This window comes from Meiothermus sp. QL-1 (assembly GCF_003351145.1).
In the GTDB taxonomy this organism is placed as follows: domain Bacteria; phylum Deinococcota; class Deinococci; order Deinococcales; family Thermaceae; genus Meiothermus.
On record NZ_QQSV01000006.1, the window covers coordinates 1 to 19,577 of the forward strand.

The window sequence follows — 19,577 nt, forward strand, 5'->3', positions numbered from 1 at the left end:
GGCGGGTAGTCAGGGTAGACCCAAAATACACCAGCCAGGATTGTCCGGTGTGCGGCTACAGAGAAAAACGCCCTCTCTGGGTGCGGGAGTACACCTGTCCCCAGTGCGGCGCCCACCAGCACCGGGATGTGGCCGCAGCGCTGAACATCCTGGCCAGGGCTCGGACGGAGCCTGCGGGGATGGATACGGCAAGGGCCGTCCCGTGAGAACCGCGAAGCCCCGTTCTTCAGAACGGGGAGTCGTCACGAGGGAGACATGCGAAGCAACATCGCGCTACCCGGGATACTCTTCCTTCTTTTCGCCTGTACATCCCCTTCGGGCGGCTCGACCGACTTCGCCATCGCCCTAGACCCCACGAACCTGGCTGTGGAGCAGGGCGCTCAAGGGACCACAAGGCTTACCCTCACGCCCCGGGGGGGTTTTACCGGGATGGTCTCGCTCTCTTTGCACAACGCTCCCGCCGGGGTCAGCCTTGCGCCCACCAGCCTGAGCGTGACGGGGAGCAGCCCGGTGAGCCAGAGCCTCACCATCAGCGTGGGGAGCGGTGTGGCCGCCGGGAACTACACCGTCAAGGTGCGGGCCAGCGCAGGCGGCATTGCCAAGGAGGCTGATCTCGCACTTGCCGTGGGTGCACGGTTGGGCGGTGGAGAGGGCAGCCTGGTCGTTGGGCCGACCCGGCTCAAGCTTCTCCCCAATACCCGAGGGCAGGTCCAGCTCACCCTGACCCCTCCTTCGGGCTTCAGGGGGAGCGTGGAGCTTTCAATCTGGGGGACGCTAGTGCGGCCTATACCCGACCGGCTCGAGATTACAAGCGACCAGCCAGTCCGGATGCCTTTGGTCATCGCCGTGGGAAACCTCTCGCCACAGCGGCTCAACCTCCGGCTCTACGCTGAGGGGGATGGGTTCCCCCGGAAAGAGGCCCCCTTCGAGCTTTGGGTCGCCACCGACCCTGAACCGGACCCCAGCTTTGGCAGGGATGGGTTCGCCGCGACTGATACGGCGCCCGGCTTTGGGGATTCTCTCAAGGGGCTGGTCCAGCACCCTGATGGGAGCTTCACCGCCCTAGTCGCATATCATAACACAATCCAACTGGTCCGCTACCTCCCCGATGGCCAACTCGATACCTCGTTCGGCCAGGGAGGCGTTGTCGAGAGGGCCCTGCCCAGAATAAGAGAAGGCAGTATGCTCCTCGAGCCCAACGAAAGACTGGTGGTAGCGGGAGACAGGTTTAGACCAGACGGCAGCTTGAACACCTCCATCTTCCTGGCCCGCTTCAACCGCGACGGGACTCCGGACACGAGCTTCGACCAGGACGGGCTGCTGGAACTGAGCCTGGGTGGAATGAGTGAAGACTTCGGCGCCATAATCCGCCGGCCTGATGGGAGGTTGGTCGGGACTGGCAGCTCCTCGAACAATGGCAGCAAAATTCTCCTCTTCCAGGTCCGCTCCGACGGCCTTCTGGACCCGGGCTTCGGCGCCCCCGGAACGGGTTTCGTTCGTATCGACACTGGCAGCGAGCAGGGGTCAGGGAAGGACCTGGTGCTCCTGCCGAGCGGGGACTTCCTGGTGGCCAGCGAGCTGACATCCGGCGACATCCTTCTCACCCGCCACAACCACGACGGCAGCCTGGACCCTGCTTTTGGCGTGAATGGCCGGCTCAGGGTTGACCTGGGGGCCTTTGAGGACTCGCCCCGGCTGCTTGTCGATTCAAACGGCCGGGTGGTTCTGCTGGGGGCACAGCAGAGCTGCCAGGGCAGCACCTGCCAGTTCGCCTACTTCCTGCGCCGTTACCTGGCAAATGGCGCTCTGGACGCCAGCTTTGGCCAGGGTGGCACCCAGATCTTTCCGGTAGGCGATAGCCGGTACCGGCCCACCCAGCTCTTGGAGGTGGACGGGAAACTGCTCACGATAGGGAACTGGCCTCGCAATGGTGTTATCTTCCGCTACCACCCAGACGGCAGCCGGGACCAGGAGTTCGGCCCGGGGGGTAGTATTGGGTTCTTCTACTCCCCATATGAGACTGAACTCTCCTCAATCCTGGTGCAGCCCAATGGCAGGCTTGTGGTGGGTGGGACAGCATTTTACAGACAGACGTCGGGATGGTATTCCTTCACTCTCCTTGCGCGCTACCGCAGGGTTGAGGGGCTGGGGCCCCTGGCGCCCTAGGCGTTTGCTCCATACCCCCGAGGGGGCCTACTGAAATCAGGCCCCCTCGGATGCCGCATGCCCTGGGGATGCAAAGGGGACCAAGGCGACCGAGGTGTGGTGGCTGACGTTTGCCTAGAGGGGCCTTCGGCTAGACTCGAGCCTATGAGAGAGCGCATGCACCCCCTGACCACCCCTGAGGAAGTCGACGCCTTCATCGAAGGGCACCCCGTGGCGGCCATCTTCAAGGCCGGCACCTGCCACAAGACCATGCAGGGCTGGGGCTATGTGGAGCAGATGCTCCGGGTACGCCCCTCCATCCCGGTGGGCATCATCCGGGTGGTGGAGCACCGCCCCGCCTCCAACCGGGTGGCCGAGCGCACCGGCATCGTGCACCACTCCCCCCAGATCATCCTCTTCCGCAACGCCCAACCGCTTTTTGAGCTCAACAACTGGGACATCACCCCGGAAAACCTCGAGCCCCTCTTCGCTGCCCACCTCGCCGATGTGCCGGTGGTGGAGGCCGGGAGCGGGGCCCGGAGCGACCTCGAGCCCTACAAGCGCCTCCTGGACGCCTACCTGGGCGGGGCCATCAGCGAGCCCCAGTTCGCCTGGACCTACCTGAACCTTTTCCGGGAAGACGCTGCGCTGCGCTCTAAGGAGGAGTTCGACCTGCTCAACTCGCTCTTCGGCAACCCCGACGAGCACCACATCCACCCCATGGCCATCCTCCAGTTCGAGCAGAACAACCCCTCGCCTACCCCCCTGCGGGAGCGGGCCCGGGCGCTGCGGGAGCGGCTGGAGACCCTGTAAAAAAACCCCACCTGGCGGTGGGGAGCCCGGCCCCGAGGGGTTTCAATGGGAACCATTTTGAGCAGGGGTGGCTCGAGGCCGGGCAGACCTAGCCTAGCAAGCAGTTGTGGATAAGGTGTGGAAATGCGCGCCTACTCCACCGCCCATTGCACGCTGGAACTGCCCGACTACCACCCCTTCCCCCGCTACAAGTACCAGGGGGTGGCCGAGGCGCTGAGGGAAGAGCTGGAGGTTCGGCCCGCCCCCGTCATCGGCTGGGAAACCCTGGCCCTGGCCCACCACCCAGGGTACCTGGACAAGCTGCGCCGCGAGGGCCTGAGCCGGGCCGAGGCCCATCGGGTGGGCCTGCCCTGGAGCCAGGGCCTGCTCGAGCGGGCCCTCCACGCCGCAGGGGGCACCCTGGCCGCCACCCTGGATGCCCTGGCGTGGGGCCTGGGCCTGAACCTGGCCGGGGGCACCCACCACGCCTTCCCTGACCGGGCCGAGGGCTACAGCCTCTTCAACGACGTGGCCGTGGCGGTGGCCTACCTGCGGGCCCGGGGCTTCCAGGGCCGGGTGCTTGTAGTGGACCTGGACGCCCACCAGGGCAACGGCACCGCGGTATTTTTCCAGGGCGACCCCACGGTCTTCACCCTCTCGCTCCACGCCGAGCGCAACTACCCCCTGAAAAAGGAGGCAAGCGACCTGGACGTGGGGCTGGCCGACGGCACCGACGACCGGAGCTACCTCGCCGCCCTGGAGCCCGCTTTGGACCAGGCCTTTGCCCACCGGCCCGAGCTGGTCTTCTACAACGCCGGGGTGGACGTGCTGCGCAACGACCGCTTTGGCCGGCTGGGGCTGAGCCTAGAAGGCCTGGCCGAGCGGGAGCGGCAGGTCTTTGCTCGGGTAAAGCAAGCCCACCTGCCCCTGGTGGTGGTGATGGGCGGCGGCTACAACCGCGACCCCCAGCTGACCGTGACCGCCCACGCCCAGACCTACCGGCTGGCCCTGGCCATGCTGGGCCAGAGGTGAGGGGTGGGCCAGGTCCTTTCGATCCAAAGCTGGGTGGCCTACGGCCATGTGGGCAACGCTGCGGCCACCCTTCCCCTCCAGCGCCTGGGCTTTGAGGTCTGGGCCGTGCACACCGTACAGTTCTCCAACCACCCCGGCTACGGCCTGTTCCGGGGCATGCGGCTTCCCCCCGCGCACCTTTTGGAAGTGGTGGCGGGCCTGGCTGAACAGGGCGTGCTGGCCAAGTGCGATGCCCTGCTCTTGGGCTATATGGGCCAGGCCGGCACCGCCCAGGCCGTCCTTTTCGCCCTGGAGCAGCTCCGGGCGCAGAACCCAAGGGCCCTATTCTGCTGCGACCCGGTGATGGGCGACGAAGGGCGGCTTTACGTGGAGCCGCAGGTTCCCGAGGCCATCCAGCGCCTGCTACCCCAGGCCGACCTCCTCACCCCCAACCCCTTCGAGCTGGGGCTGCTCAGCCAAAGGGAGGTAGATGACCTGGACGCAGCGCTCGAGGCCGCCTGCCTGCTGCGGGAACAGATGCGGCCCGAAGGGCCCCGCATCGTGCTGGTCAGCGGCCTGCGGCAGGGGGAGGAGACCGAGACCCTGGCCGTGGGCGAGGAGGGCGCCTTTGGCGTGCGCACCCCCTATATCCCCTTCCATCCGCCCCCCAACGGGACCGGCGACGCCCTAGCCGCACTGTTTTTGGGGCACTACCTGCGGGAAAAAGCCCTGGTGCCCAGCCTGGAGCTGGCCGTATCGGCCCTGTGGGGGCTGCTCTGGCACACCCACCAGGCCCGAAGCCGCGAGCTTTGTCTGGTGGCTGCGCAGGAGGAGTACGCCCAACCCAGCCGGCGCTTCAGGGCAGAACGGCGCTTATAATGGCCCCATGCAGCCCCGCCAGGCCCGCGCCACCTGCCCCCTGGACTGCCCCGACGCCTGTTCGCTTTTGGTAACCCTGGAGGGGAACCGGCTGTTGGAGGTGAAGGGCGACCCCGCCCACCCCATCACCCGGGGCTTTGCCTGCGTCAAGACCTACCGCTACCCCGAACGGCAGCACCACCCCCTGCGGCCCCTCTACCCCCTCAGGCGGGTGGGGCGAAAGGGCGAGGGGCGCTTTGAGCGGGTGGGCTGGACCGAGGCTTTGGACGAGATTGCCGAGCGGCTCAGGCAGATTCTGGCCGAAAGCGGCCCCGAGGCCGTCCTGCCCTACCACTACGCCGGCACCATGGGCCTGATGCAGTACGAGCATCCCCTTGCCTTCTTCCGGGCCCTGGGTGCGAGCGAGCTCGAGACCACCATCTGCGCCACCGCGGGCCGGGCCGCCTGGGAGGCCACCTACGGCCACCGCTTCGGCACCGACCCCGAGGAGGTGCCCAAGGCCCGCTTCATTCTGCTCTGGGGCATCAACAGCCTGCACACCCACACCCACCTCACCCCCTTCCTCAAGGAAGCCCGGCACAACGGGGCCCGCATCGTGCACATTGACCCCTACGAGAACCTCACCAGCCGCTTTGCCGACGAGCACATCAAGATTCGCCCCGGAACCGATGCGGCGCTGGCCTACGGGATGGCCCGGGCCATCATCCAAGCCGGGCTCCACGACAGGGACTACATTGCGCGGATGACCACCGGGTTCGAGGCCTTTGCCCAAGCAGCCCTGGCCTGGACGCCCGAGCGGGTGGAGGCGGTCACCGGCGTACCGGCGGCCACGGTGGAGCGGCTGGGGCTCGAGTTCGCCCAGGCCCGGGCCAGCTTCATCCGCACCAGCTACGGCCTCACCCGCCACCCCGGCGGGGGCTCGGCCCTGCGGGCGGTCATCCTGCTGCCCGCCCTCACCGGGGCCTGGCAGTACCCGGGCGGCGGGGCTTTGCTGAGCACCAGCGGGGCCTTCGCCCTCAACCGAAAATTCCTGGGCGGCCAGCACCTCCTGGCCCGGCGCCCCGCCCCACCCCGGCGGGTCAACATGACCCAGCTCGGCACCGCCCTCACCGCCCTCAAGCCCCCCATCCGGGCCCTCTTCGTCTTCAACTCCAACCCGGCGGTCATCGCCCCCCGCTCCGACCTGGTGCAAAAGGGCCTGCTGCGCGAGGACCTTTTTACGGTGGTGCTGGAGCAGGCCCTCACCGAGACCACCCGCTACGCCGACTTCGTGCTGCCCGCCACCACTTTTTTAGAGCACCCCGACCTCTACACCGCCTACGGCCACTACTACCTCTCCTGGAACGAGGCCCTCCTGCCCCCCCAGGGCGAGGCCCGGCCCAACACCTGGGTCTTCGCCGAACTGGGCCGAAGGCTAGGCCTGGAGGAGCCCACCCTTTACTGGGACGCCGAGACCCTGGCGCGCTCGCTTTTGGACACCGACCATCCCTGGCTGGAGGGCATCACCCTGGAGCGGCTCAAGGCCGAGGGCTTCGTGCGGCTCAACATCCCCCGGGGCTACCAGCCCTTCACCGAGCAGGCCGGCACCCCCTCGGGCAAGATAGCCTTCGACCCCCCGCCCCAGGTCATCCTGACCGAGCCCACCGCCGAATTTCCCCTGATTCTGCTTACCCCCCCAGCCAAACACTTCCTGAACAGCACCTACGGGCACATCGAGCGCCTGGTGCGGGCCGAGGGGGGTGAGCCCTTCCTGCTGGTGCATCCAGAGGACGCGCAGGCCTTTGGGGTGAAGGACGGGGCGCTGGTGCGCATCCGCTCCCCGCACGGCGCGGTGGTGCGGCGGGTGCGGGTCACCGAGGCCCCTATCCCCGGCACGGTGGTGCTGGAGGGCACCTGGTGGGAGGCCCCGGCCCCCGACGGCAAGGGGATCAACTGGCTCACCGGCGAGCACCTGACCGACCTAGGCGCGGGCTCCACCTTCCACAGCAACCCGGTGCGGTTGGAGCCGCTGGACTAGGGCTTGACAAAAGCTGTGCCAACCCCCAAACTGCTAGGGTTGCGCCCAATGGCCGCCGGGTGCGGCTGGGCGCGCAGTGGGCCGTACATCCAGGGTAGCCCCGACGGTTTTCTTTCTGGGATGGGCGGCTCGAGCCCCACACCCGGAGGAAGAACCGATGGAATTTGCTGCGCTCAATCTGCGGCTCGAGGTGGCCCAGGCCATCCAGGCCAAGGGCTTCACCACCCTTACCCCCATCCAGGCCGCGGCCATCCCGCTGGCTCTGGAAGGCAAAGACGTGCTGGGGCAGGCCCGCACCGGCACCGGCAAGACGCTGGCCTTTGGCATCCCCATCGCGCACCGGCTGGAGCCGGCCCGCGCGCGGGGCCGGGCCCCCAGAGCCCTGGTGCTCACCCCCACCCGCGAACTGGCCCTGCAGGTGGCCAAGGAGCTGGCCTGGCTGGCCCCCCACCTCAGCATCACCCCCATCTACGGCGGAACCGGCTACGGCAAGCAGGCCGAGGCCCTGAAGCGCGGCACCGACGTGGTGGTGGCCACCCCCGGGCGGGCCCTCGACTACCTGGAGCAGGGGGTGCTCGAGCTCTCCCAGATCGAGATTGCCGTGCTGGACGAGGCCGATGAGATGCTATCGATGGGCTTCGAGGAGGCGGTGGAGCGGATTTTGGAAGCCACCCCTCCCTCGCGCCAGACCCTCCTGTTCTCGGCCACCCTGCCCCCCTGGGCCCGCCGTCTCTCGGAGCGCTACCAGCAGGGCGCCATCCACGTGAACGTCATCAAGGACGAGGCCGTCTCCTACGAGGAGGTGGCCATCCAGGCCCCTTTGCAAAACCGCCTGGCTTTGCTGTCCGACCTGCTCTTCGCCTACGCCCCCGAGCGGGCCATCGTGTTCACCAGCACCAAAGCCGAGTGCAACGATCTGGCCCTGGGCCTGGAAAGCCGCGCCCACAACGCCGCCCCCATCCACGGCGATATGGGGCAGCTCGAACGCGAGCGGGTGATGGAGCGCTTCCGCAGCGGGGCCACCACCGTTCTGGTGGCCACCGACGTGGCCGCGCGAGGGCTGGACATCCCCCAGGTGGACCTGGTGGTGCACTACCGCCTGCCCGACCAGCCCGAGACCTACCTGCACCGCTCGGGCCGCACCGGGCGAGCAGGGCGCTCGGGCAGGGTGGTGGTGCTCTATGGACCCCGCGAAAAGCGTGAGTTGGAGACCCTTGAGCGCGAGCTCAAGCGCAGCTTCAAGCGGATCAACCCCCCCACCCCCGAGGAGGTGATGGAGGCCAAGTGGGCGGCCCTGGCCCGGCGCATCGCGGCCCAGCCCGAGGCCGACAAAAAGCTGTGGCGGAAACAGGCCGAGCGGCTGGTGGTGGAGGGAGGGGTGGACGCGGTGGCCGGCATGCTGGCTTTGCTTCTGGGCGGGGCCCCCACCCCCAGGAGCCTGCTCACGGGCGAGGAGAACTGGGTCACCCTCAGGCTCACGGGCCCGCGCCTCAGCGTAAGCCGGGTGGTGGCGCTGCTCAAAGCCGCCGGGGCAGGGGAAATCGGCCGCGTTCGCCTCGAGGGCGACACGGCCTACGTGGATTTGCGCCCCGCCGATATGGACCGGCTCGAGCCCACCCCTTTGCGCGAGCTAAAGCTCAGCCGGGCCACTGAGGTACCTCCCGAGTCGGAGCCCAAGCAATACCGCCGAAGCACCTCTGCAGGTGAACGCCGGCGGGTGGCCTATCGTTAGACAGGAACCTCGCAAGGGTTTGGTTTCTCCTTGACCGAATTCTAACGGTGTATTATTCTAACGGCGCATTCTCCTTGGGAGATGTAAAAATAGCAGTTCGCTTATCGTAGGCCAAAGTCAAAAACCATCGTCCAAGCCATCTAGGAGGAGGCGGATGAAGCTCCTGAGGTCTTTCTTTTCTTTGCTAGGCATCACCCTTCTTTTGGCTGGGTGTTCCTCAAGTACCCCCGACACCACAAGCCCCACGGTTACGATCTCCCAGCCACGAAACAACACTACGCTCAACAGCAACCAGGTCGCCATCCAGGGCTCCGCCCAGGACAACACCCAGGTGGCCCGCATCACCTACCAGCTCAACGGCGGCCAGGAACAGCAGGTCCCCATCACCCCAGGCCAAAACGTCTCCTTCCAGTTCCAGGTCACCCTCCAGCAGGGCCAAAACACCATCGCCGTCCACGCCTACGACCAGGCCAACAACAAGGGTAGCGCCACCATCCAAATAACGTACGATCCGACTGCTGTACACACCCTCTCAGGTGCGGTGGTGAGCGAGTACGCCGGCGGGCCCGTGGCCGGAAGCACGCTCAAGCTCTACAAAAACGGCAACCTCGTGGGCACGACCCTCTCCGGGGCCGATGGAAGCTTCAGCTTTGGCACTCTGGCCCCCGGCACCTACCGCCTGGAAGCCCAGAAGCCCGGCATGGCGGGAAGCGTTCTGGAGGGCATCCGGGTGCCGGAAATGGCCAGCGTCACCCTCATCCAGCGCCAGGCCTTTGACGCCAACGCCTCCACCACCCCGCCCACCCTCCTCATCACCCAGGATGGCACCCAGCCCTTGGAAGGGGGTACCTTCACCAACGCCATCCCCTTCCGGGTCCAGGTGGACACCAGCAAGGATTACGTCCGCCCCATGCGCCTCATCTACGTGGCCCTGGGCCGCACCCCAGGCGCTACCTTCATCACCAACAGCGCTACCTGGACCCGCCAAGCTTTCAGCAACGTGGAGGACACCGGCAACCGCACCCTCAGCGGTGCCAACGTGGCCGGCTTCGGCAGCACCAGCGGAGAAGCCGTTTACGTGGAGGTGGTAGCCTACGACTTCAACCTGAACCGTAGCCACTACCTGATTCCCATCACCTTCAAGAACACCTCCCCCAACCAAAACAACACCGTGAGCGCCCCCACCGGGGTAGCGGCCACGGCCATCACCCTGGGCGAGGCCGTGGGGTTCTACAGCGTAAAAAGCCCAACCACCCTCAAAGTACCCGTGGCCAAGGGGATGATGGGCGAACTCACCCTGGACCCCCAAGCGGCGCCTGAAGGGAGCAACCTCTACGTGGAGGTGCGCTGGTGCTACACCGCCACCGCCGTTCCCTTCGCCTTTGACATAGAGCGCTCCACCGACGGGACCAACTGGAACCGGGTAGGCACGGTGGGTGGGGCCAGAAGCAGCAGTTGCGACACCAACAACCCCCTCAACCGGCCCTTCTTCTTCCGCGACGCCTCGCCCGACCTGACCCCCGGCCAAACCTACTACTACCGGGTGGTGGCCCGGGGGGCCAACCAGGCCCCAAGCGCCCCCAGCGCCACTACGCCCCTTCCCCCCTTCTTTGCCCCCCTTCTGAGCCCTGCGGACGAAAGTGTGGGCGTCTCCCGCACCCCGGACTTCGTCATCGGGCATCCCCAGCTCACCATCGGAGCGGACGGCGCCGCCTACAACCTGGTCCTCTGGGACACCCTTACCGGGGACAGCGTGGCCTGGCAGAGCCTGGCCGGGTACAACCTCTTGGTGGAGTTTGGCACCCCGGACAACGGCATCCCCAGCGGTGAGGCCCTGGTCTACGGCTTCCACCCACCCAGCAACAGAGTGGTCTTCTTCACCGACACCGCGGGAATCATAGACCCGGCAAGGCCCAACCGGGTGCCCGTGGACACCACCCAGGGAACGGTAAGCATCCCCTACAACTTTGACGGCCTGGCCCAGCTCCCAGCCCTCCAGGCCCTGCGCTCCTACGCCTGGCAGCTTTTCGTAGCCTACGCCTACAAGCACAACCCCCAGGAAAACCGCATCTCGGCCTACAGCATCCAGACCTGGCCCAGCTCCACCTCCTTCATCCGCATCACCCGTCCCGGCACCCAGGTCTTTGACTTCACCACGGGGCAGTAAGGAGAAACGATGAAAAACCTTCGCCTAACCCTCATCCTCAGCCTTGCCGCCCTGCTCGGGGCCTGCTCCCAGGGGCCCCAGGGGGCGACCCCTCCCGCCTCCCCTCCAGGTGTGACCACCATCTCTGAGGGCATCCGCCACTTCCAGGGGCAGGTGGTGGTGGGCTACCAGGACGAGGCCGCCCTCCAGGCCGCCATCCAAAAGATCCGGGCCAGAGAGATCGCTCGGATACCCGAGCTCAAGGCCGCCCTTCTTCAGGTGAATGGGGATGCCCTGAAGGCGAGCCGCAGCCTGAAAGGGCTTCAGGGCCTGCGCTTCGCCGAGCCCCACCTGGCCCAGGTCACCCCGCCCAGCGAAGACCCCGTGGAGCGCCCCCACCGGGAAGGCGACCTGCTACCCCTGGCCAACCCCGCTGACCAAATTCTGGACGCACTACCCCAGTACGCCCTGGACCCCCGCCACCTGAACGCCAAGCGGGCCTGGGACCTGGGGTTTGAGGGCCAGGGGGTGACGGTGGCCATCATCGACGATGCCGCCGACGTCACCCACCCCGACCTGGCCGCCAACTGGGCGGGTAGGGCCTATGACCCTGTGACGGACACCACCTACACCAACGCCAGCGCCTGGCTGGCCTTCATCAACAACAACCCCAACATCTACCACGGCACCTTCGTGGCCTCCACGGTGAGCGCTCCCCGGGACGGCCAGGGCATCGCTGGGTTAGCTCCCAGGACCAAGTTTCTCCCCGTGGCCATCTTCCAGCCCGGCTACGTGGGCGATTTCTACGTGGCCCGGGGCATCGTGTGGGCGGTGAACAATGGGGCCCAGGTGCTCAACAACTCCTGGGGCGGCTTAGGGTATGGGGAGCTCGTCAAGGAGGCCTTTGACTACGCCCTGGCCAACGGGGTGGTGGTGGTGGCCAGCGCCGGAAACTCCTACAAGGACGAGGTGCGCACCCCCGCAGGCTACCCGGGAATAATCGCCTCGGTGGCGGCGGACGGGAACCGCAACCGCGCCAATTTCTCCACCCATGGCCGCCATGTTTCCACCGCCGCCCCCGGGGTGGACGTCCTCCTGGCCAACCCCACCTGGCTGGGGGGGGGCTACGGGCTCATCTCCGGCACCTCCTTCTCGGGGCCCTACACCGCCGCTGCGGCCGCCCTGGTGAAGGCCGCCTGCCCGGGCGCCACCCCTTACCAGGTGCGCCGGGCCCTGGAGACCACCACCTGGGAAAGGAGCTTCAGCCGCCAAAAAGGCTGGGGGCACCTGAACGCCGGCAACCTGGCCGACCTCCTGCAGCAGGGCTGCGGGGCGCTTCCCCCCAAGGGCGCGGTGGTGCGGGTAAAGGTGGAGTACTTCAACCAAAACGGCGTCTTCCCCGGTCTCCTGGCCGACGTGATCCTGCGGGGCAAGGGCCTGCGACCCGGAGACCCCACCGACCCCACCCCCATGTACTGGGCCCGCACCAACCAGGAGGGGGAGGCCTGGTTCTACGAGATTGCCCCTGGGGAGTACGACATCTACGTGGCCGGGGCTGACCTGGCCCTCACGGGAGGCTTCCCCGAGGAGCGGGGTACCTTCGTGGGTACCCTGGTGGCCACCTCGGGCTCCCATGCGGGTAACCCTGACTTCAAGCGGGTGCGCCTGAACGCCAGCGAGGTGAACCTCAACCCCACCGACCCCTACGAGCCCAACGACAATCCCGCCCAGGCCACGCCCATGGTCTACAACACCACCACCCAGACGGCCTACATCTTTGGCCAGCCCCGGGACTTTGACTTTTTTGCCTTCTCCGGAACTTCTGGAGACCAGATCCGGGCCCGGGTCTACGCCCGCTCCAGCCTGGGAGGGACCCTGGAATCCTACCTCTACCTGCTGGACGGGAACGGGAACGTGCTGGCCGAAAACGACGACATCATCCCCGGGCAGAACACCGACTCGGAAATCACCTACACCCTAACCAGCGACGGCACTTACTACCTGGTGGTGACCAGCTACACCATTGCCAGCAACCCCAACGCCTCCGACAACAGCCCCTTCAACAAGTACCAGCTCGAGCTCAGGAAGACCAACTGACCTAGAGGAAGAACCCCCGGCTGCACTCTCAGCCGGGGGTAGGCTTCTAGCTATCCCAAACCCCAGCCACGGTCAAAGCTCCTCGCCCCCCAGGCCCCGCCGGTGAAAGCGGGATAGGAGCCAAGGGGCCAAGAGCGAGAGCAGCGCCAGCCCCCAAAGGGCGATGGCGATGGGGCTGCTAAAGAGATAGCCCACGTCTCCACCGCTCAGGGTCATAGCGCGGCGCAGGTTGATTTCCATCAGGTAGCCGAGCACCAGGCCCAAAAGCACCGGGGCCAGGGGGAACTCGAGCTTACGCATCAAATAGCCCAGGAAACCGAAAAAGGCCATCAAGAGCAGGTCGAAGGGGTTGTTGTTGACCGCGTAGACCCCGATGAAGCTGATGGCCAGCACGGCCGGTATCAAAAACCACGCAGGCACCGCCAGGAGGCGCACGAAAAGGCCCACCAAAGGTAGGTTTAGCAAGAGCAAAACCGCGTTGCCCACATACATCGAGGCAATCAAGCCCCAGACCACCTGGGGGTGCTGCTGAAACATCTGGGGGCCTGGGGTTACCCCCAGGCTCATAAGGGCACCCAGCATGATGGCGGTGGTGCCGCTGCCGGGAAGGCCCAGGGTGAGGAGGGGAATCATGGCCCCACCTGCTGCCGCGTTGTTGGCCGCCTCGGGGGCCGCCACCCCCCGCAGGTCGCCCTCGCCCAGCCGCCCCCGTGGGCCCAGCCAGCGCTTTTCGCTGGTGTAGGCCACAAAACTGGCAATAGAGGCCCCAGCCCCTGGCAGAATCCCGATCAAAAAGCCCAGCACGCTGCTGCGCAGGATGGTGAGGAGTGAGCCCATGAAGTCACGAAGGGAAAGGTAGATCCGCCCCACCTGGGCTTTGATGACCCCTGGGGTTTTCTCTTCCAGAAGCATCAAGACCTCGCTCACTGCAAAAAGGCCGATGGCCACTACCAGAAAGTCCAGGCCATCCTCGAGCTGCATCACCCCGAAGGTGTAGCGGGCTATACCGGACTGCGGGTCCTGGCCCACCGTGGCCAGCATCAAGCCCAGCGCCGTGGCGGTGAGAGCCTTGAAGAGGTTCTTGCCTGCCAGGGCCGAAAGGGTGGAAAAGCCGAAAACCATGAGGGCAAAGTACTCTGCAGGCCCAAAGCGGATAGCCCACTGGGCTAGAAGGGGCCCCAGGGTCATGAGGCCCAGCACCGAGAGGGTACCGGCGATGAAGGAGGCCCAGGCCGCCATGGCGAGGGCCGGGCCGGGCCGGCCCTGCTTGGCCAGTTTGTTGCCATCTATGGCGGTCACCACCGAGGAGGTCTCGCCTGGGATGTTGAGCAGGATGCTGGTGGTGGAGCCCCCGTACATGGCCCCGTAGTAGATGCCGGCCAGCAAAATCAAGGCCGACTCAGGCGGAAGCTTGAGGGCAAAGGTGAGGGGCACCAACAGCGCCACCCCGCTGATGGGCCCAATTCCAGGCAGCACACCTATGAGAGTGCCCACCAAACACCCCAAGAAGACCAGCAGCAGGTTTAGGGGCTGTAACGCCACCCCGAAGCCGTTTAGAAGGGCCTGTAGGATATCCATAAGCTAGGGGAAGAAAAAACCGGATGGAAGACCAACCCCCAAACCCTCGGTAAACAAGAGGTAAAGCACCAGGCTGAAAACCAAAGCAGCCAGGAATCCTCTCGGTACCGAAGCCCCAAAGAGCCAGGCGAGCAGGGTCATCTCGAGGGTAGTGGCCACAACGAAGCCCAGGGGTACCACTGAATAGGCATAGGCCCCAAGGCTCAAAAGCACCAGCCCCAGGACCGCCCAGAAGCGTTTGGGCGGCCAGGTGGGTTCAGGGTCGGGGCGCAGCAGCAAGCCCAGCGCCGAAAGCCCTAATAGCAATGCGATGATATAGGGGAAAGGTCTGGGGCCCAGGGGGTCGGTGAAGAAGCTCACCTGCATCCGGCTGGCCTCGAGGCCGTAACCAAGGGCCAGCAACAAGAGTAGGGACCCTACGATGCGGTCGGTCATACAGCCTCAACAAACAGCAGCCCCCAGGGAGGAACGAAGGCTTCCCCTGGGAGCCTCTAAGCTAGCGAATGATGCCCAGCTCGCGCGATAGGTTGCGGAACTGGTTGACCTGCCGGTCGATGAAGACCTGGAACTCGGCCCCTACCATGAAGAACTGGCCCAGGGCGTTCTGCTCCCGGATGCGGGCCCACTCCGGGCTGCGCTCCACCTGCCTCAAAGCCCGGGCCCAGAACTCGTAGGCCTCGGCGGGCATGTTCTTGGGCACGTAAAAACCGCGCCAAACCACCCAGTCCACGTTGTAACCAAGCTCCCTCAAGGTAGGTACGTTGGCGTAAACCCCACCCAGCCGACGGGGCGCCATGACCCCCAGCACCCGCACCGTACCGGCCTGCACCTGGGCCCTGAGCTCCGAGGCATCGCCCGCGAACACCTGGATGAACCCTCCCAGAAGCGCGGTCAGGGCCTCCCCACCCCCATCGAAGGGCACGTACTTGATGTTCCGGGGCTCAATGCCCGCCGCCCGGCCCAAGAGCAGCACCTTCATGTGGTCCTGCCCGCCCACGGCGCTGCCGCCCCCCACCGCGAGCCGGGCTGGATCGGCTTTCCAGGCCGCTACCAGCTCCTGCATGGTGCGCCAGGGGGCATCGGCCTTGACCGCCACCACGCCAAAGTCGGCGGCAATGGCCCCTAGCCAGCGCACGTCCCGCTCGGTGAAGCGGCTGTACTGCCCCTGGGCCAGGCGCACAGTGGTGGCCGGGCTGGCCGCCACAATCAGGTTGGCGTCATCGCTGCGCTGGGTAACCACGTTGGCATAGGCCACGCCACCCCCACCCCCGGTCACATTGCTCACCCGCATGGGCTGGGGAATGAGTTTTAGGTCGAAAAGCACCTGGGCCACGCTGCGGCAGGTGAAGTCCCAACCACCCCCGGCCCCAGCCGGGGCGATGCACTCGGGGTTGCGCGGGGTAAACTGGGCCAGCCCGCCGCTCAGGGCCAAGAACAGAAGGGTTGGGATAAGCCATCGAACCATAGGTTCCTCCGGTTTTCGAGACCCGTTCCTAGGTGCCTAGATTCTACTAATACTCTCACTTTCGTCAAGGGCGCGTGAGCAGGGCCGAGCCCTCGAGGCTGCGCAAAAGAGCCTCACGGGAACGCTCGAGGTGCTGCTGCATGAATAGCGCAGCCTCCTCACCCCTGCCCTCCTGCACCAGCTCGATCAGGGTCAGGTGGTCGCTCAGGGCGGCCTCGGCCCCTTTGGGCCGGGTAATCTCCAGATAGCGGGCCCGGTAGATGCGCTGGAGCACCTGGGCCAGCGCGGCCACCACGAAGCGGTTGCCGGTGAGGCGGGCCAGGGCCAGGTGGAAGTCGGTGGCCTTCTCCAGCTCCACCTCGGGGTCCAGGTCGGCCTCCAAGGAGGCCAGCAGGTCCCTGAGCTCCTGGGCCTTGGGCCGGCGGGCTGCGGCCACCCGGACCACCTGGGTCTCGAGCCACTGGCGGAACTCAAAGGCCTCCTCGAGCTCGGCCAGGTCCACCGGGGCCACGGTGTACACCCGGCCCGAACGCACCACCAGCCCCTCGCGGGAAAGCTGTTGCAAAGCGGTACGGATAGGGGTGCGGGAGACCCCCAGCCTCTCCTCCAGCCTGCGCTCGACCATGGGCTCGCCCGGCCTGAGCTCCAAAGAGAGAATCATCCGCCGAAGGCGGCGGTAGGCTTCCTCGGTCTGGGGTGCCAACACGCCGGTTATGGTACCCTTTCTGGTATACCGGCTCAAGCCGCTCTGACCCTTTTCTGACGCTTCAGAGCTACCTTCATCCCGGTATGCGACGCTTCATCTCTCTCGCCCTTGGGGCCGGCCTGGCCCTGGGCCAAGGGGGGCAGGTGGTGGGGGTCTACACCCTGCCGCCCACCCCCATCCGCACCCTCAACCCTCATCTCACCCAGGCCGACGTAGAGAGCAGCTTGAAAGCGGGCTGGCCGGTAAGCGACCGGCCAGCGCTGGGCTCGAGCCTAGCCTACCTAGGCCAAGGGCGTTTCGTAGGCAGCACCGACCGCGGCCCCAACGGGGACTGCCCTGGGGGCAAGTACTTCCCTTTGCCCGGCTTTACCCCTAGCCTGCTCTTTTTCCGACTGGAGGGCAAGGAGATTCGTCTGGAAAAATCCCTGCCGCTGCACAACCTGGGCGGCAGGCGGGTCAGCGGCCTGCCCAACCTGCCGGGTGAGGACGTCCCCTTTGCCAACAAGGAGTGCAGGGAGCGCCTTCCCCTTGACCCTGATGGTTTGGACGTAGAGGACATAGCCATAGCCCCGGGAGGAGGCTTCTGGCTGGTGGAGGAAAACTCCCCCTCCCTCCTCTATGCCACACCCCAGGGGGCCATTGTGATGCGCTACGTGCCCCAAGGGGTGCGCCTCAACGCCAGCTACCCGGTGCGCGACAGCCTGCCCGCCATCCTGCGCCAGCGCCGCAATAACCGGGGCCTTGAGAACCTGGCCCTATCCGGGGACGGAAAGACCGCCTGGATCATCTTGCAAAGCCCCATTGGCCCCACCTCCAATCCAGCCTTCGACCAAAGCCTGGTGGCCCGGGCGGTGCGGCTCGACGTGAGCAACCCGGTGCAGGCCCGGGTAACCGGGATGTACCTGGTGCCCTTCTCCGACCCCAAGGACTACCCCAAGCCCAACCGGCCCCGCGACATGAAGTACAGCGCCGCCACCTGGGTCAAGGACGAGCAGATTCTCCTCCTGGAGCGGGCCGAGGGCGGGGCACGGGTCTACCTGGTGGACTTCGCCCGCGCCACCAACCTGCTGAGCCGGCCCGATGGAAGCAGCAGCGAGCTGGACAAGGCTGGGGTGGACTATGCTTCCCTGGGCATTCACCTACCCGAACGGCGGCTTTTGCTCGAGACCTGGCGGCTGCCCGAGTTCGATACCGACAAGCTCGAGGACCTGGCTCTGTTGGAGGACGGCCAGACCCTGGCCATCGTGGACGACAACGACTTCGCCATCACCGGCAAGGAGGGGCCCAGCCGGCTGTGGCTGGTGCGGCTGGCGCAAAAGCTCCGCTAGCGCCCCACCTCCTCCAGCCGCCCCTCCCGGGCCAGGTAGCGGATGCCCCGGGCCCGGGCGTAGGCCCGCAGGGCCTCCAGGTCCTCCGTCCAAGCGAGCTCCACCCGCCGGCCCTCGGCCCGCAGCCGCCGGGCCAAGGCCCTATCCAGGGCCAGCACCTCTGGAGGGGCCTCGGCAGTAGGCAGTCGCAGCGCCTCCATCACCCGCTCCAGGCCCAAAGCAAAGCCCGCCGCATAGGGCAAAAGCGCCCCGTCGTAGCGCCCCCCGCCCAGAAGGGGCAGGCCGAAGTCGGGGGTGTAGGCCTGGAAGTTGAGGCCGGTGTAGAAGGCTAAGAGCCGAGCCCGGCCCAGGTCCAGCAGCAGCGGCACCTGGGGCAGCAGGGCAAGCACCCGCTCCAGCCAGTCCAGGTCGGCCAGGGCCTTTTCCGAAAGCGGCAGCCGCCGCGCCTCCTCCAGCACCTCCCGCCCCCCATACAGGTCGGGCAGGCTCAGCAGCACGTTCCCCACCTCCGGCTGGACCCGGTAGGCCTCCACCAGGGCCTTCAACTCCGGGGTGTTCTTTCGGTGGATGGCCAGCCGCAGCCGCTCCCGCTCGGCCTCGCCCAGGCCCGTGGCCTCCAGCACATCCCGCACCAGCGCGGGCAGGCCCACCTCAATCTTGGCCTCGGCAAAGCCCACCCGCAGGAGGCACTCCCAGGCCAGCTCGAGCACCTCGGCATCGGCTTCGGGGCTGGAAACCCCCACCAGCTCAGCCCCCACCTGGCGGAACTCGCGGCTGCGGCCCAGCTCGGCGGTGGCCTCACGCAGCCAGAGGGTACCGGCATACTGCAGGCGCAAGGGCCGGTTCAGCCCTGGCCCCCCGTTGCCCCGCAGAAGCCGGGCCACCGCGGTGGTGAACTCGGCCCGCAAGGCCAGCACCTCTCCGCTTTTGTCCACCAGCTTGAAGGCCCGCTCGGCCAGGGGGTGGGCGGGGTCGTAGAACTCCAGCGCGGGCAGCTCTATGGGCTCATAGCCCCAGGCATAGAGCAGGCGAAGGAGCTTCTCCTCTATCTCGCGCCGCAGCCGGGCCTCGGGCGGCAGGAAGTAGCGGGTGCCTTCGGGGATCATGGGGCTTTGGGCCCAACCAGAATGCGCACCGCCAGGATTCTATCCCGCTCCCGGCTGGCGCCGGGGCCCTCGGTGGGCGCGATGCGCTCCACCACCTCCATCCCCTCCACCACCTGGGCAAAGATGGTGTACTGCTGGTTCAGGTTGGGGGTGGGGGCATAGGTGATGAAGAACTGGCTGCCGTTGGAGTTGGGGTCCATGGTGCGGGCCATGCCCACCACGCCTTTTCTGTCGTAGTTGAGCCTGGGGGTGACCTCGAGGCCGAACTGGTACCCCGGCCCCCCCATCCCCGTGCCGCTGGGGTCGCCGGTCTGGGCCACAAAGCCGGGGATGACCCGATGGAAAAGCACCCCCTCGAAGTAGCGGTGGAGGGCCAAAAACACGAAGGAGTTGGTCGTGATGGGGGCCTCCACCTCGTAGAGGTCCATCAAAAAGCGGCCCTTGGTGGTCTCGACCTCGGCAAAGTAATCGAACCGCTGAGGGTCGATGACCTGCTCGGGCCTGGCGAAGCGAGTGATGGGCTTTTCGGACCTATAGGGCAAGGCTTCCATGTGGCCTCCCGGGCGCGCGCCCTC

At 66.5% G+C, this 19,577-nt stretch carries 16 protein-coding genes; 10 read left to right on the forward strand and 6 right to left on the reverse strand.

Annotation, left to right across the window (positions count from 1 at the left end; translation table 11 throughout):
• The 9 genes from DV704_RS07590 to DV704_RS07630 form a co-directional block, all read left to right on the forward strand.
• On the forward strand, window positions 1–206 hold a 206-nt coding region (locus DV704_RS07590), incomplete at its 5' end, for a zinc ribbon domain-containing protein (RefSeq protein WP_147279596.1).
• Between the two features lie 304 nt (window positions 207–510).
• The gene (locus DV704_RS07595) at window positions 511–2,166 is read left to right on the forward strand and encodes a hypothetical protein (protein WP_147279597.1); all 1,656 of its coding nucleotides are present in this window, start codon (window positions 511–513) and stop codon (window positions 2,164–2,166) included.
• A gap of 144 nt (window positions 2,167–2,310) precedes the next feature.
• Entirely contained in the window at window positions 2,311–2,958 is a 648-nt protein-coding gene (locus tag DV704_RS07600; RefSeq protein WP_233498295.1) for a monothiol bacilliredoxin BrxC family protein, read from the forward strand.
• Window positions 2,959–3,081: 123 nt separating this feature from the next.
• On the forward strand, window positions 3,082–3,969 hold the full coding sequence (locus DV704_RS07605) for a histone deacetylase (protein WP_114798985.1): 888 nt from the start codon (window positions 3,082–3,084) through the stop codon (window positions 3,967–3,969).
• A 3-nt stretch (window positions 3,970–3,972) separates the two neighbouring features.
• On the forward strand, window positions 3,973–4,827 hold the full coding sequence (gene pdxY, locus DV704_RS07610; protein ID WP_114798986.1) for a pyridoxal kinase PdxY: 855 nt from the start codon (window positions 3,973–3,975) through the stop codon (window positions 4,825–4,827).
• Window positions 4,828–4,834: 7 nt separating this feature from the next.
• Complete coding sequence (locus DV704_RS07615) at window positions 4,835–6,844, forward strand: molybdopterin-dependent oxidoreductase (protein ID WP_114798987.1); 2,010 nt, start codon at window positions 4,835–4,837, stop codon at window positions 6,842–6,844.
• 157 nt (window positions 6,845–7,001) lie between these two features.
• A complete protein-coding gene (locus DV704_RS07620; protein ID WP_114798988.1) occupies window positions 7,002–8,576 on the forward strand; it encodes a DEAD/DEAH box helicase in 1,575 nt (524 codons plus the stop codon).
• A 154-nt stretch (window positions 8,577–8,730) separates the two neighbouring features.
• Entirely contained in the window at window positions 8,731–10,743 is a 2,013-nt protein-coding gene (locus DV704_RS07625) for a carboxypeptidase regulatory-like domain-containing protein (protein ID WP_114798989.1), read from the forward strand.
• A gap of 9 nt (window positions 10,744–10,752) precedes the next feature.
• Entirely contained in the window at window positions 10,753–12,819 is a 2,067-nt protein-coding gene (locus DV704_RS07630; protein WP_114798990.1) for a S8 family serine peptidase, read from the forward strand.
• A gap of 72 nt (window positions 12,820–12,891) precedes the next feature.
• Here the strand turns inward: DV704_RS07630 and DV704_RS07635 are convergent, their stop codons facing one another.
• From DV704_RS07635 to DV704_RS07650, 4 genes are all read right to left on the reverse strand, one after another.
• Entirely contained in the window at window positions 12,892–14,397 is a 1,506-nt protein-coding gene (locus DV704_RS07635; protein ID WP_114798991.1) for a tripartite tricarboxylate transporter permease, read from the reverse strand.
• 3 nt (window positions 14,398–14,400) lie between these two features.
• Window positions 14,401–14,832 (reverse strand): tripartite tricarboxylate transporter TctB family protein, encoded by a 432-nt coding sequence (locus tag DV704_RS07640; protein ID WP_114798992.1) that lies wholly within the window; start codon window positions 14,830–14,832, stop codon window positions 14,401–14,403.
• A gap of 61 nt (window positions 14,833–14,893) precedes the next feature.
• The gene (locus tag DV704_RS07645; protein ID WP_114798993.1) at window positions 14,894–15,862 is read right to left on the reverse strand and encodes a tripartite tricarboxylate transporter substrate binding protein; all 969 of its coding nucleotides are present in this window, start codon (window positions 15,860–15,862) and stop codon (window positions 14,894–14,896) included.
• Between the two features lie 64 nt (window positions 15,863–15,926).
• On the reverse strand, window positions 15,927–16,568 hold the full coding sequence (locus DV704_RS07650) for a GntR family transcriptional regulator (RefSeq protein ID WP_114798994.1): 642 nt from the start codon (window positions 16,566–16,568) through the stop codon (window positions 15,927–15,929).
• Between the two features lie 83 nt (window positions 16,569–16,651).
• Here DV704_RS07650 and DV704_RS07655 point away from each other — a divergent pair, with 83 nt between their 5' ends.
• Window positions 16,652–17,896, forward strand: coding sequence for an esterase-like activity of phytase family protein (locus DV704_RS07655; RefSeq protein ID WP_114798995.1), 1,245 nt, complete (start codon window positions 16,652–16,654; stop codon window positions 17,894–17,896).
• Here the strand turns inward: DV704_RS07655 and DV704_RS07660 are convergent.
• Together DV704_RS07660 and DV704_RS07665 are read right to left on the reverse strand one after the other, a co-directional pair.
• The gene (locus DV704_RS07660; RefSeq protein WP_114798996.1) at window positions 17,893–19,002 is read right to left on the reverse strand and encodes an ATP phosphoribosyltransferase regulatory subunit; all 1,110 of its coding nucleotides are present in this window, start codon (window positions 19,000–19,002) and stop codon (window positions 17,893–17,895) included. The genes DV704_RS07655 and DV704_RS07660 overlap by 4 nt on opposite strands.
• Window positions 18,999–19,553: a peptidylprolyl isomerase gene (locus tag DV704_RS07665; protein ID WP_114799104.1), complete on the reverse strand. Its 555-nt coding sequence runs from the start codon at window positions 19,551–19,553 to the stop codon at window positions 18,999–19,001. The genes DV704_RS07660 and DV704_RS07665 overlap by 4 nt, the downstream gene beginning before the upstream one ends.
• Window positions 19,554–19,577: the final 24 nt, after the last annotated feature.

What these genes read in the sequence shown, in the direction of transcription:
- DV704_RS07660 (WP_114798996.1), bottom strand. Translation starts at nt 19,002, where the DNA reads ATGATCCCCGAAGGCACCCGCTACTTCCTGCCGCCCGAGGCCCGGCTG.
- DV704_RS07640 (WP_114798992.1), bottom strand. Translation starts at nt 14,832, where the DNA reads ATGACCGACCGCATCGTAGGGTCCCTACTCTTGTTGCTGGCCCTTGGT.
- DV704_RS07630 (WP_114798990.1), top strand. Translation starts at nt 10,753, where the DNA reads ATGAAAAACCTTCGCCTAACCCTCATCCTCAGCCTTGCCGCCCTGCTC.
- DV704_RS07615 (WP_114798987.1), top strand. Translation starts at nt 4,835, where the DNA reads ATGCAGCCCCGCCAGGCCCGCGCCACCTGCCCCCTGGACTGCCCCGAC.
- DV704_RS07665 (WP_114799104.1), bottom strand. Translation starts at nt 19,553, where the DNA reads ATGGAAGCCTTGCCCTATAGGTCCGAAAAGCCCATCACTCGCTTCGCC.
- DV704_RS07620 (WP_114798988.1), top strand. Translation starts at nt 7,002, where the DNA reads ATGGAATTTGCTGCGCTCAATCTGCGGCTCGAGGTGGCCCAGGCCATC.
- DV704_RS07625 (WP_114798989.1), top strand. Translation starts at nt 8,731, where the DNA reads ATGAAGCTCCTGAGGTCTTTCTTTTCTTTGCTAGGCATCACCCTTCTT.
- DV704_RS07655 (WP_114798995.1), top strand. Translation starts at nt 16,652, where the DNA reads ATGCGACGCTTCATCTCTCTCGCCCTTGGGGCCGGCCTGGCCCTGGGC.
- DV704_RS07645 (WP_114798993.1), bottom strand. Translation starts at nt 15,862, where the DNA reads ATGGTTCGATGGCTTATCCCAACCCTTCTGTTCTTGGCCCTGAGCGGC.
- DV704_RS07600 (WP_233498295.1), top strand. Translation starts at nt 2,311, where the DNA reads ATGAGAGAGCGCATGCACCCCCTGACCACCCCTGAGGAAGTCGACGCC.
- DV704_RS07635 (WP_114798991.1), bottom strand. Translation starts at nt 14,397, where the DNA reads ATGGATATCCTACAGGCCCTTCTAAACGGCTTCGGGGTGGCGTTACAG.
- DV704_RS07605 (WP_114798985.1), top strand. Translation starts at nt 3,082, where the DNA reads ATGCGCGCCTACTCCACCGCCCATTGCACGCTGGAACTGCCCGACTAC.